Consider the following 12,711-nt stretch of genomic DNA (forward strand, 5'->3'; position numbering starts at 1 on the left):
GTCCGTCCGGTCCCCTCCCGGGCGCCCGGCGGGTTCGCGGGGCGCGCCGAACCGGTGGTGGGGACCGCGCGTCCGGGGTGGGCGCGGGCGTGCGTGTCCCCACCGGGAGGGTTGCGGGGACGGGGCCCGGATGGGAGAGGATGGCGGGACGCGTACGAAGGGAAATCCACGGTGAGCATCGACCCGTCCTCGATCCCGAATTTCGGGGGCCAGCAGCCCGACGAGCAGGAGTCCGGCCCGACCGGGCCGATCATCCCGGACCAGGATCTGGTGAAGCAGCTCCTCGACCAGATGGAGCTGAAGTACGTCGTCGACGACGAGGGTGACCTCGCGGCGCCGTGGGAGGAGTTCCGTACCTACTTCATGTTCCGTGGGGAGGAGGAGCAGCAGGTCTTCTCCGTGCGCACCTTCTACGACCGCGCGCACCCCATCGAGGACAAGCCGCAGTTGCTGGAGACCACGGACGACTGGAACCGCCGCACCCTGTGGCCCAAGGTCTACAGCCACACGCACGACGACGGCAGCGTCCGCCTGATCGGTGAGGCGCAGATGCTGATCGGGACGGGCGTCTCGCTGGAGCACTTCGTCTCCAGCACGGTCAGCTGGGTCCGTGCCTCGATCGAGTTCGACTCCTGGCTCCAGGAGCAGCTCGGACTGGAGAAGGACGTGGAGAGCCCGGGCGAACCGGAGGAGTGAACCTCCCGGGGCGGGCTCCGCGCGGATGACCGGGTGGCGGTTCCGTGGGACGTCGAGGGGCGCCTGAGGGCGCCCTTCCGCGTACCCGGCGGAGCCGCCATCGGACGTCCGGAGCGCCGGAAGCCCGGAGCGCCCGACGCCTGGGGTCTCCGGAAGTGCACGCCTCTCCCAGGCCCCACGCCCCTCCGGGCTCCCTGGCCGTCTCCGACCGTCCCTGACCTGCCGTTCTCTCCCCCGTCTCGCCTGTCGGGGGCGTGCGCCCGGGGTGGAGGAGGCGGGCTTCGGCGGCGCCCGAAAGGTCTGCCGTCCGCTTTGACGTGTCTCCTACATTTTTGGTGTTCGTTGACACCAGACGACGGGGGACCAGAGATGTACCGGACACGTACGCCCGTGGCGATGACCGCCACCGGACTCGCCACCGTCCTCCTGCTCACGGCCTGCGGCGGCTCCGAGGACTCGGACGGGAAGGACTCGGAGAAGAAGCGGGACGACGGCATCTCCGCGCAGCGGGGCACCGGCAAGAAGCAGGACGTGAAGCGGCCCATGAAGCGGCTGTGGATGCCCTTCCCCTGCGGCCAGAAGTGGCGCGTCAACTCCTACGACGAGAAGCACGCGCCCGCGCTGGACATGGTCCGCGAGCCGCAGCACAAGACGGAGGGCTCCACCCTCCGCGCGGCGGCCTCCGGGACCGTCCGCATCTCGAAGTCGGACAGCGGCGCTGGCAACGTCGTGCAGATCAAGCACGCCTACGGCTACTACACCACCTACCTGCATCTCAAGAAGAAGTACGTCGAGGAGGGGCAGAAGGTGAAGCGGACCACGAGGATCGGCACGGTCGGCGACACCGGCTCCAACGGAAACACCCCCCACCTGCATTTCGAGGTCGCCAAGGGCGCGAAGAACGCGGACCACTGGGGCGAGCGGGAGGGCGACAAGTACCGCGAGACCGCGAACCTCCACCCCACGTCCTACAAGGGTGTCGGCAAGGAGTGGCGGAACGCGGTCTCGCACTCCTGCGCCGCGCCGAGGCCCACCAAGTTCGCGAAGTACCGCGTCGTCCGCACGGTCAACGCGCGGGAATGGGCGGGGACGAAGTACCAGTCGGCCCGCAAGGAACGCAAGGGCCGGACGATCTACCTGGGCTGCGACCACTACCGCAAGCCGGAGGGCAAGCTCTTCCGGCGCGTCCAGGGCGGAGCCGGGCCGGACGGGAAGGGCCTGTGGGTCAGGGCTTCCAAGACCTACGTGAAGAAGATCGGCAAGTGCTCCGCGCGCTGACCCCGGCGCGCCCGCTGACCCCGGTGCCCGCTGAGTCCGGCGCCCGCTGATCCTCGCAGCCCGGCGGTCCGGCGTCCCGTCCCCGCGCGGGCGCCGGGCCGCTGTCATACGCGCCGGGCCGGGCGCTCAACCGCCGCGCAGAGCGCCCAGCCGCTCGGCCGCCTCCCGGAGCACGGAGACCCGCTTGCAGAAGGCGAACCGGACGAAGGGGGCGCCCACTTCGGCGTGGTCGTAGAAGACCTGGTTGGGCACGGCCACCACGCCACACCGCTCCGGCAGCCGGAGGCAGAAGCCGACCCCGTCGCTCTCCCCGAGCGGGCGGATGTCGGTGGTGACGAAGTACGTCCCGGCGGGCGGGAAGACCGTGAACCCCGCCTCGGACAGTCCGCTCACCAGCACGTCCCGCTGTGTGGCCAGCCGCTCCCGCAGCTCCGTGAAGTACGCGTCCGGCAGCCGCAGCGCCTCCGCGACCGCGTACTGGAACGGCCCGGCGGAGACGTACGTCAGGTACTGCTTGGCCGAGCGCACCGCCGCGAGCAGTTCGGGCACCGCCGTCACCCAACCGACCTTCCAGCCGGTGAAGGAGAAGGTCTTCCCGGCCGAGCTGATGGTCACCGTCCGCTCGCGCATCCCGGGGAAGGACGCCAGCGGCAGGTGCTCACCGTCGAACACCAGGTGCTCGTACACCTCGTCGGTCACGACCAACAGGTCCCGCTCCACGCAGAGTTCGGCGACGGCCGCCAGCTCTGAGCGGCTGAGCACCGTACCCGTCGGATTGTGCGGGGAGTTGAGCAGAATGAGCCGGGTGCGGTCGGTCACCGCGTCCCGCAGTTCGTCCAGGTCGAGCTGGAAGCGGCCGCGTTCGGCGTCCGGCCGCAGTGTCACCGGAACGCGGGTGCCACCGGCCATCGCGATGGCGGCGGCGTAGGAGTCGTAGTACGGCTCCAGCGCGACCACCTCGTCCCCGGGTTCCAGCAGGCCCAGCAGCGCGGCGGTGATGGCCTCGGTGGCACCGGCCGTGACCAGCACCTCTGTCTCCGGGTCGCAGACGACGCCCAGATGGCCGTACCAGCGCTCCTGGTGCGCGGCGACCGCCTCGCGCAGCTCCGGAACGCCGGGGCCCGGCGGGTACTGGTTGCCCAGCCCGTCGCGCAGCGCACGGACGGCGGCCTCCCGCACCTCCTCCGGGCCGTCCGTGTCGGGAAAGCCCTGGCCCAGGTTGATGGCGCCGGTGCGCACGGCGAGCGCCGACATCTCCGCGAAGATCGTCGTGCCGAACTCCGCCAGCCGGTGGTTCTGCGGTGGTCGTCCCATGTCCGTCATCCTCCGCCCAAGCTCTGGATTGGCTCAACTCCGCTTTCGGAACTGTCCGGCCGGGGCAGAAGGCGGTTCCAGGCCGAGGCGGTTCGCGCGGGCGGAGTACGGCGGGCCGGAAAGGGGGAGTTCGGTGGGCGTCATCCTGCTCGTGGCGGTGATCATCGCCGTCCTGGTGTTCCTCAGGAGACAGGAACGGCCCCGGGAACGGCGCGGGTCCTGGTGGACCGGCGGCAGCGGTGGGGGAGGGTGTGGCGCTGGCTGCGGCGGTGGCGGCGGGGACGGCGGGGACGGCGGCGGTGGGGGCGGGGGCGGCGAGTGACGTACCGGCGCATGGCGGTACCGCCAACCTCCCGACCCAGCACGGCCGTCTACGCGGCCGGATGCTCATCTCCCGTACTGGCCAGGGGAGTTCACCCCGGGAGAGGGGACCGACGCCGGTGTCCCAGAGGCCACGCCAGAGCCGCGGAGCGGTCAGGAACCGTCCCCACAGGCGCCGTTCGGAGCAGCGGATGTCCGGATTCGGTGACAGGGGGAGAAAGAAAGGCTAAAGCGGCGAACCACGGACCGCGCCACACACGTGGACCACGTATCGGGAGACGTTCCGGGCCGTGTGGGGCGGCTCGCCCGTCAGGCCCCCCGACCAGGGGCTACGGCGGACAACGTACGGGGGAAGGACACGCGATGAGTCCCTTGACACTCACCATCATCTTCTTCTTCGTGATGGCGGTGGTGGCGTTACTCAGCATGGTGCTCGCGGGCCCCCGCGCGGGCCAGGGCCACAAGGCCAGAGGCCCCGGCGGCGCGGGCGGCGCGGGCGGTGCAAGCGTCAACGGCGGTGACGGCGGAGGCGGTTCGTCCTGCGGCGGCGGTGGCGGCGGTTGTGGTGGTGGCGGGGGCTGCTGAGGACGCTCTCCGGACCCCCGATCAGGGGCCCGGCGGACAACGCACGGAGGAGGACACACGATGGACCCGATGGCGATCGCCATCGCCCTCTTCGTGGGGGTGACACTGGTGACCCTTCTCGGCATCGCGATCGCGGCGAGCCGCGCGAGCGCGGGCCCCGGGACTGGTGGTTCGGGCTGGGCAGGGGGCGGCGCGGGCGTCAACGGCGGTGACGGCGGAGGCGGTTCATCCTGCGGCGGCGGTGGCGGCGGTTGTGGTGGTGGCGGGGGCTGCTGAGGACTCTCGCCGGACCCCCGACCGGGGGCCACGGCACGGAACGCACGGGGAAGGACGGAGAGATGGATCCCATGTTGACAGGTCTGCTGGTCATTCTCGGAGGAGCGCTGCTGGTCTGCGGCATCGCCGCGATGGCCGCGAAGGGCGCGGGCAAGGGCGCCGGAGCGGGCGGCTCGGGCTGGTGGGCCGGCGGCGCGGGCAGCGTCGGCGGTGGCGACGGTGGTGGTGACGGCGGTGGTGGCGGTGACGGCGGCGGAGGCGGCTCCTCCTGTGGAGGCGGCGGCGGTGGTGGCGGTGGCGGTGGCGGCTGCGGCGGTGGCGGAGGCGGCTGAGCCCCCGTGGCGGGCCGCCGGATCTCCGGCGGCCCGGCCACCCGTCACCGACCCGGCGACTGACCGGCTCCCGAGCGCCCATCGCTGTGTGCATCGTCACACACGGTGGGCGCTCGCGACGGTGCGTGGGCACGCTCGGGCCGCCCACGGCGCCGGACACGCCCCGGGGCCTCCCCCCGGGGCCGCGACGGACCGTCCGCGCTCCCACGTCGGTGGGCGGGGGCGGCCGGACGCCACCGGAGGGCGGTACCGCCGGGGAACGGTCGAACAGCCGGAGCCCGCGCAGGAGGCCCGGAAGCGGCGAATATCACAGATCACCGGGGCCGGACCGACCAGACAGTCGGTCCGGTCCACCCGTGGGGCCGCGTAGAATGCTCCCCAGGGTGAACACCTGACCGGTGCGAGCCCCTTGGGATGGATATCGGAAGAAGTTGGGTAAAAGCGCTGTGCGCGCCAACCCTTCCGTGATTCGGTGAATCCGCGTCCCCAGGGCCCGAGTTCCAGGGCTGGCCCGGGGCGGCAGCCCTGAGGGGGACGGGGCACGCGCCGTCGAACGTACGACTCTGGTCCTTCCGCCGAAGGGTGGACCGGCCCACCCTCCATCGCGTGCTTGCGGAGCCGATCCATGCTCACCACTCTTCACACTGCCTATACCGATACCCGGGCGGGCGACCTGGCCTGGGCGCTGGGCCGCGAGCCACTGCCCGCGCTCGCCACACTCGACCTCGAACTCTCCGGCGCCACCGTGCAGTTGAGGCTCCTCGGCGCCTCGCATCAGGTGCTGATCGAGGAGGAGGGCGGCAGTTGCTCCGAGACCGTCGCCTGTATGCCGGGCAGCAGCTCACCCCTCCCGCTCGGTGTGTCCAAGAGACTCGGCGACTGGGACTACGAGTTCGCCGCCCGGGTCGAGAAGCTCTCCGAGGGCTCGTTCGCCGGGCGTGCACAGGAGTTGCTGGCCCTCGTCGCCGACCATCCGAGGGGACTGGCGGGCACCTTCCCGGGCGCACCACACGCCTTCACCGCGCTGCTGGTGCAGCGTCACGAGCACCAGGTGCACTGGCGTACCTGGCATTCGTACCCGCAGGAAGGGCAGTTGGTGTCCACCCGTACCCGGGTCGGCGCCCGCACCCTGGAGGCGATGGAGCGTGACGCGGCGGAACGCGCCGTCGCATGCGGTCCGTTGGCCACCCCGGTGTGAGTCCCGACCGCTCCATCAGTCACCCGCGCGAGCGGGGCGCCCGGAAGACGTCGGTGGCGCGGAGCACGCGAGCCGCGCGGGCGAATGAGCCGGTGCGACCGGAGCCCCCCGGGTGCACGTGCCGACGACGGACGACAACAGCCCGCGCGGGCGCGGGTATCCACCCCCTCCGCCCGAGACACCCCCAACCACCCCCGACACGCGATCTGTTGACCGACCGACCTGTTGACCGACCGACCTGTTGACCGACCGACACGGTGACGCGCCGCGCGTCGGTCCACCGGCGGTCGATGTACCGGTGCGTGGCGACGGTCCCTCGGGAACGGGCCGGTGCCGTCCGGGACGGCGCCCGGACGGATCGCGCGTCGCGCGACGTCGGCGGCTGTGCCGCCGGTGTGGACCCGCCTGTCCACCCACGCCTGTCCACCCTCCGCAACCCCCATACGAGCGCCGACAGTTGACCTCGGTCCGCGACCGCCCCGGTCCGCGATCGACCCGGCTCCGAGCCGCCCCTCTCGGTCCGGAGCTGACCGCCGGAGCTGACCGCCGGAGCTGACCTCTCCGTGTCCGTTCCGTGCCGGTCGCGCTGTCGTGTGCGTCCCGATGCCGAGCACCCGCCGGGCGTCGCGGAGCACGCTCCCGCCTTCCCGTCCTCGTCCCCTCCGGCCCCTCCATCCCCATCCGTCCCCTCCATCCCTCTCCATCCCTCTTCATCCCTCTCAGTACCTCCGCGTTCCTCTCCGCGCCGGACCGACGGCTGGTCGCCCCCCACGATGGGGCGTGGGGGCGTACCTGGCTGACGCGGGGAGGTGCGGCCGCGGGGGCATCTGGCCCTGGAGAGCGTTCGGTTGGGAGGGTGGGGCGGCTCCGGTCGTGGTGGTCGGGCGATGCTGCGAGGGTTGGCACGGCGCTGCGGGATTGGGGAGGTGGAGAGCACTCTTGTGGGTGACAAAGAGTGCGCGCACACTCACGTAACGTGCGGCTATGTTCGACAGCGCCACCGCTCGACCCGCTCTTCCCGTCCCCGTGCGTTTCGGCCGTGCCCTCGTCCTGACCTCCGTTTTCGTCTGTGCCGCCTGCGGGCTGATCTATGAGCTGGAACTTGTGGCGGTGGCGTCCTACGTGGCCGGCGACTCCGTCACCCAGGCGTCCGTCGTGCTGTCCGTGATGGTCTTCGCGATGGGCATGGGGTCGCTGTTCGCCAAGCGGTTACGGCTCCGGGCCGCGCTCGGCTTCGTCTGGATCGAGATGCTGCTGGCCCTGGTGGGGGGCGGCTCCGCGATCGCGCTGTACGCGATCTTCGCCTGGTTCGGGGACACTCGGGGGGCGCTGATCGGGTTCACGCTCGTCATCGGCATGCTCATTGGCGCCGAGATGCCGCTGCTGATGACGCTCATCCAGCGGATCAGAGCGCAGGACGCGGGCGGGGCGCTCGCCGACCTGTTCGCCGCCGACTACGTGGGCGCACTCGTCGGCGGACTCGCCTTCCCGTTCCTTCTGCTCCCCTTTCTGGGCCAGTTGACGGGCGCCCTCGTCACCGGGGTGGTCAACGCGGTGGCCGGAGGTCTGCTGGTCCTCTGGCTCTTCCGCAACGATCTGACCACGCGCGGACGCTGGTTGCTGCTGGCCGCGAACGCCGCCGTGGTGGCCGTCCTGCTCGGCGCCTGCGCGGTGATCCCCACCTTCGAGCGTGCCGCCAGACACGCGATCTACGGCGACAACATCCGCCTGGCCACCCGCTCGGACGTGCAGGAACTCGTCATCACCGGTGGGATATCCGGCACCGGGGCGCACGGCCCGGGATCCGGCCAGCGGAGCGCGCCCGACGAGCCGTTCCGTCTCTTCCTCAACGGACGGCTACGCGTCAACGGAGCCCAGGAGGCCCGACAGCACGAGGCGTTGGTCCATCCCGCGATGGTGAGTGCCCCCTCACGGGCGCGGGTGCTGGTCCTCGGCGGCGGGGACGGGCTGGCGGTGCGCGAAGTGCTGCGGTATCCGGGCGTACGCAGCGTCACGGTGGTCGAACTCGACTCGGCGGTCAGCGAGTTGGGTCGTACAGACCCGGAGCTGTCCCGGATGAACGACGGCTCCCTGCACGACCCCCGAGTCCGGATCGTCAGCGAGGACGTCTTCGACTGGGTGCGTTCCCGGGCGCGCGGCCAGCGACCGGCGGTCGCCCGAAAACCGCCCGCCCAGGCCCCGTTGAGCCCGGTGCGGCAGCGCTGGGTGAAGGACGGAACACGGTTCTCGGGCGAGGGTGGGGGCGAGCACCGGAGCGGCGCCGGACGACTCCGAACGTACGGTCAGGTGGCGGCGGTTGACCCGCCCGCCCGCTGCTCGCGCCCGGTGACGCCCGCGTCGCACGCACACCGTCCGCCCGGCCCGTCCTCGTACGCCCTGCCCGGGATTCAGCCCGGAAGCCCGCCCGGGCAGCTCGCGGAACCGGCGGCCGTCGCCGTGCGGGACGGTGCGCGAGCGCCCTGCCCGGAACAGCGGGACGTGGGCGCCGAGTTGGCGGACACGGAAGCTCGGTTGGCAGGTCCGGCGGGTCCGGCGGGTCCGGTGCACCGGGCGGCTGCTGTGGGGGCGGAGGGGGAGGATCACCGGTTCGACGTGGTGGTCTCCGGTGTGCCCGAGCCCGGGGACTCCGAGCACTCGAAGGTGTACTCCCAGGAGTTCTACGGCCTCGTCAACCGAGTGCTGGCCGAACGCGGCCGACTCGTGGTGCACACCGGAACGGCCGGATCTTCGGGGCGAACGCTCTGGACGGTGGAGTCCACCATCCGGTCCGCTGGCCTGCGCACTGTCCCCTACGTGATCGACCGGACCGCTCCAGGCGGCGCTTCTGGCTCCGGGGCGCCCGCCGAGACGGGCGCGACGCGCTCCGGTGACCCGGGCGACCTCGGGGATTCGGGCGGCCTCGGCGACTCCGGCGAAACCGGGGGCCGGGGCTTCGTCCTGGCGTCCCGGGAGGGGGTACGGCCCCGGTGGCCGAGCGGTCCGGTGGGCGCCTCCGGCGTGCGGGTCGACTGCCGTCCGCTCGCCCCCTCCGGGAGCGCCCCCGCCACACCGTCCTCCGTCGCGTCCCCGTCGTCGACGGGGGCTTCGCCGCTCACCGACGCTCGGCCGGTCACCCCCGCCCAGCCGGGCACCGTGCTTCAGCGGCTGACCGCCTCGCGGCACCACATCCGCCTCCGATCGCTCACCGTCCCGCCCCTCCCCGCGCAGTCCCTCCCGGCTCAGTCCCTCCCCGGCCCGTCCGTTCACGGTCGGTCCGTTCACGCCCCGCCCCGCGCCGGGTGGCCCGGTGCCGCCCGGCCCGTGGTCGTACGGCCCTTCACCCCGCAGCCCGTGATCGTCCAGCCCTTCGGTGACGGGCCCTACGGTGCCGGACCGTTCGGGGACCAGCCGTTCAGGGACCAGCCGTTCAGTGGGGCGGTGCCGGATGCCCTGCCTGGTCGCGGCCCGGCGGAGTCCGCCACTGCCGTCGCCAGCGGTGCGGCCACCAGCGGTGCCGTGCCGGACGGAGTCCACCGGCCCGCTGGTGCCGGGGACGCGTCGGACACGACGGCAGTTCCGAGCCCACGGTGCGGCGGCTCTGGGCTGGGCGAGCAGCGCGCGTCCGAGTCCGCTCCGTGGCGTTCCTCGCTGACCGCGCGGCAACTGCGCGCGGCGGAGCGCCGCGCCGCGCGCGACCGTATTCCCGACCTCCCCCCGTCCACGCTCCCTCACCCCCGCTACTGACTCCTCCGCCCCTGACCACCCGGCCGCCACTCACCGCCTCCGCTCCAGACCGCCTCCGCCACTGACCACGCAGCTTTGGGCCCCGGCCACCCCGACCACCCCGATTACCCCGGCCACCGAACGTCACGGCCCCGGTCACTTCCGAGCACCCGGCTCGGAGCGCGCCCCGGACCTGTCCCGCGCCCGTCCCGCGTCCGTTCCGCGTCTGTCCCGCGTCCGTCCCGCGCTCGTCCCGTGCCCGCCCCGTCTCCGTTCGGTGCCCGACGGCCCCAACTGGCCTGCTGGTCCGGATCGTTGTCTCCGAGGGGATGGTCCGGCCTGGCGGCGCGCTCTCGTACGGGCCCGGGTCAGCGGTGTGGTGCGGGTGGTGCCGGAGTGGGGAAACATCACGTCCGGTCATATGTGCGCGCAGGTCCGGGGTAATAGGCTCCGCCCCATGGAGCACGAGGTGTACGTACCGTTTTCCATGGACTCCGTGCGGGCGGCGCTCAGCGAACCGGGGCGTGTGGCGCGCTGCGTGCCCGGGCTGCAACGTGACGCGGGTGACGGCCGGGAGCCCTCCGGAGAGGAGAGCGGACCGGTCGGTTCGCCGATCACGGGGCGTCTGCGGGTGCGCGTAGGAGGTTCCACCATCACCTATCGGGGCTCGCTGAGCGTCTCGCCACGGGACGAGGGCTTCGAGGTCGAGGGCGGGGGCGCCGAGGCCCGTGGGGGCGCTGCCGTCCAGCTGATGCTGAGCGTGCTGCCCAGAGCGGCCGACGACGGTGTGGGCACGGTGCTGGAGTGCTCGGGAACCGTCGAAGCGGAGGGCCGTCTCACGGAGTTCGAGCAGCGCACGGTCACGGCGGCCGGGCGTCGGCTGCTGGACCGGTTCGGTGTGGCGCTCGGGGAGAGCCTGACCGCCGATCCCGCTCCGGTCGTCTCGGAGGCGGCCGAACCGGCTCCCACCGTCGGCGGGATCGGTGAGCCGGACGACAACGAGCGGGCGATTCCCGGGATTCCGGGTCCGGACCCGGAGCGTGCCGGTGAGGCGCGGGGGCAGGGCGCCGAGCCGGTCCCCGGTCCAGAGCCCGCTACCAGCGCGGACGAGGTCGCCAGCGCGGGCGAGACCGCCGGTGCGGGCGAGACCGTCGGCGCGGACGAGACCGGTGCGGACGCGGCCCGGACGGACGATGACGGGACGGACGTGGCGTCCGGTTCCCCCACGTCCGCCTCCTCGTCGTCGGGTTCCCCGGAGCCGGGCGCCTCCGGTTCCCCCGGCGCTGAGGGCGGTTCCGGTGGCCGGTCCGGCGGCGGCTCCGACAGTGAGCCGGGCGGCGCAGGACAGGAACCAGCGGCACAGGAACCACCGGTGTCGCGCGGGGAGGGACCGCCGGAGGGGCGGCCCGAACCGGACCACGGGGGGCTCTTCGGCACCGAGATCCCGCCGCCCTCGCTCGACCCGGTGGAGGAGGACGCGTTCGACGAGGCCGAGCACCCCGGCGTCGTCTCCGGGGCCGACGGTTCGCCGGTGACCGCCGAAGCGGCGCACGCCCGGCGCACGATGATCGGGCGTAGCGCCGAGGAGGTCGACCACGCTCCACCGCGCGGCCGGTACGCCCCGGTGGCCGCCCCGGAGGCGACCGGGGCGGTCACCACGCTCCGCTGGGCGGCGCCCGCCGCCGCGCTGCTGATCGCGGGGGCGCTGGTGCTCGGCCGGGCGTTGCGCCGCCGCCGTCACTGAGCCTCCGCGACCTGGTGTCCCTCGCACCCCTCGGGTGCCCCTCCTGCCCCTCGTGCCCCGCGTCGCCTCCTGCTCCTCGGACGTCTCGTACGCCTCGCCCCCCGTCCCCCTGTCCCCCCGTTTCGCCTCGTGTCCCTCGTCCCTCGCCCCCACTCGTTCCGGTCGTCCCTGCTCGTGCCGGACGGCCGTCCTGCTGGGGCTGGGGCGCTGTCCGGCGGGGTCTGGGGCCGGGGCGCGTGTGGGCCTGTTGCCGCGCCCGGGCGGGCGGTCCGTACGAGGGGGCGCGGGGGCGCCGGGTGCGACGCGGTCGGGAAGCGTGCCGTGGGGACGGCGGTTAGGGTCGCCGTATGACTGATCTTTCCACCGCCACGGGAGGCGTGACGCTCCGCGCTGGCGACGCCGAGGTGACCGTCGATCCCGAGCGTGGCTGCCGTCTCGCGTCGCTGGTGGTGGGCGGGACCGAGCTGTTGCGGCAGGGGGCTCAGTACGGATCGTTCGTCATGGTCCCCTGGTGCGGCCGGACCGACCGGGGGCGGTTCCGTAACGGCGGGGAGCTGTACCAACTGCCGGTCACCAGCGGGCCGCACGCCCTGCACGGCACGGTGCGGAACGTCCCCTGGCGCCTAGTGCGGCAGGACGAGCGGTCGGCGGCCTTCCATGTGGCGCTGACCGATCCGTGGCCGTGGGAGGGACAGGTCACCCAGATCGTCGAACTGGCCGAGGACGGCAGCGGTCTGACGCTGAAACTCGGTGTGGAGACGGCGGACGTGGCGTTCCCCGCGCAGGCCGGATGGCACCCCTGGTTCGCGCGCAGGCTGCGTCCCGGCGCTGAGGACGTGCGGATCGACTTCGCGCCCGAGTGGCAGGAGGAGCGGGACGAGGACCACATCCCCACCAACCGCCGCGTCGAGCCCCGTCCCGGACCGTGGGACGACTGCTTCGGCATGCCGATGGGCGTGGACGTCTCGCTGACCTGGCCCGGGGAGATGAGCCTGCGGATGGTCTCCGGCGCCGAGTGGGTCGTGATCTACGACGAGCAGACCGAGGGGGTCTGCGTGGAGCCGCAGACCGGCCCGCCGAACGGGCTGAACTCGCGTCCGCACCTGGTGACGCCGATAGAGCCGCTGGAGACCAGCACCACCTGGACCTGGAGCCGACTCGGCTGACCGTGGCCCGTCCCCAGCCTGTCCGTGGTCCGTCCGCTGACCGTCCGATGCCCCGCCGGAGCCGGTCCGTCGCCTGCC

The 12,711-nt window shown here is 72.9% G+C and carries 11 protein-coding genes; 10 read left to right on the top strand and 1 reads right to left on the bottom strand.

The features are described 5' to 3' along the window. Positions 1-171: 171 nt before the first annotated feature. Together E0L36_RS19470 and E0L36_RS19475 are read left to right on the top strand one after the other, a co-directional pair. Positions 172-696 (top strand): YbjN domain-containing protein, encoded by a 525-nt coding sequence (locus E0L36_RS19470; protein WP_180930410.1) that lies wholly within the window; start codon positions 172-174, stop codon positions 694-696. 396 nt (positions 697-1,092) lie between these two features. Next, positions 1,093-1,974 (top strand): M23 family metallopeptidase, encoded by an 882-nt coding sequence (locus E0L36_RS19475; RefSeq protein WP_180930411.1) that lies wholly within the window; start codon positions 1,093-1,095, stop codon positions 1,972-1,974. Between the two features lie 126 nt (positions 1,975-2,100). Here E0L36_RS19475 and E0L36_RS19480 read toward each other — a convergent pair whose 3' ends face one another. After that, a complete protein-coding gene (locus tag E0L36_RS19480) occupies positions 2,101-3,288 on the bottom strand; it encodes a pyridoxal phosphate-dependent aminotransferase (RefSeq protein WP_180930412.1) in 1,188 nt (395 codons plus the stop codon). A 133-nt stretch (positions 3,289-3,421) separates the two neighbouring features. Here E0L36_RS19480 and E0L36_RS19485 point away from each other — a divergent pair, with 133 nt between their 5' ends. From E0L36_RS19485 to E0L36_RS19520, 8 genes are all read left to right on the top strand, one after another. Next, positions 3,422-3,610, top strand: a complete 189-nt coding sequence (locus E0L36_RS19485) for a hypothetical protein (protein ID WP_180930413.1) — start codon at positions 3,422-3,424, stop codon at positions 3,608-3,610. A gap of 362 nt (positions 3,611-3,972) precedes the next feature. Then, positions 3,973-4,194 carry a hypothetical protein gene (locus E0L36_RS19490; protein WP_180930414.1) on the top strand — a complete coding sequence of 74 codons (222 nt, stop codon included), beginning with the start codon at positions 3,973-3,975 and terminating at the stop codon, positions 4,192-4,194. Between the two features lie 60 nt (positions 4,195-4,254). Next, positions 4,255-4,470 carry a hypothetical protein gene (locus E0L36_RS19495; protein ID WP_180930415.1) on the top strand — a complete coding sequence of 72 codons (216 nt, stop codon included), beginning with the start codon at positions 4,255-4,257 and terminating at the stop codon, positions 4,468-4,470. Between the two features lie 62 nt (positions 4,471-4,532). After that, complete coding sequence (locus tag E0L36_RS19500; protein WP_180930416.1) at positions 4,533-4,802, top strand: hypothetical protein; 270 nt, start codon at positions 4,533-4,535, stop codon at positions 4,800-4,802. Positions 4,803-5,427: 625 nt separating this feature from the next. Beyond that, a complete protein-coding gene (locus E0L36_RS19505) occupies positions 5,428-6,000 on the top strand; it encodes a DUF2617 family protein (protein WP_180930417.1) in 573 nt (190 codons plus the stop codon). A 984-nt stretch (positions 6,001-6,984) separates the two neighbouring features. Continuing rightward, complete coding sequence (locus tag E0L36_RS27835) at positions 6,985-9,744, top strand: hypothetical protein (protein ID WP_258016339.1); 2,760 nt, start codon at positions 6,985-6,987, stop codon at positions 9,742-9,744. 436 nt (positions 9,745-10,180) lie between these two features. Continuing rightward, on the top strand, positions 10,181-11,467 hold the full coding sequence (locus E0L36_RS19515) for a hypothetical protein (RefSeq protein ID WP_180930418.1): 1,287 nt from the start codon (positions 10,181-10,183) through the stop codon (positions 11,465-11,467). Positions 11,468-11,814: 347 nt separating this feature from the next. Then, entirely contained in the window at positions 11,815-12,633 is an 819-nt protein-coding gene (locus E0L36_RS19520; protein WP_180930419.1) for an aldose 1-epimerase, read from the top strand. Positions 12,634-12,711 lie beyond the last annotated feature (78 nt).

This window comes from Streptomyces sp. AJS327 (assembly GCF_013450295.1).
Lineage (GTDB): Bacteria > Actinomycetota > Actinomycetes > Streptomycetales > Streptomycetaceae > Streptomyces.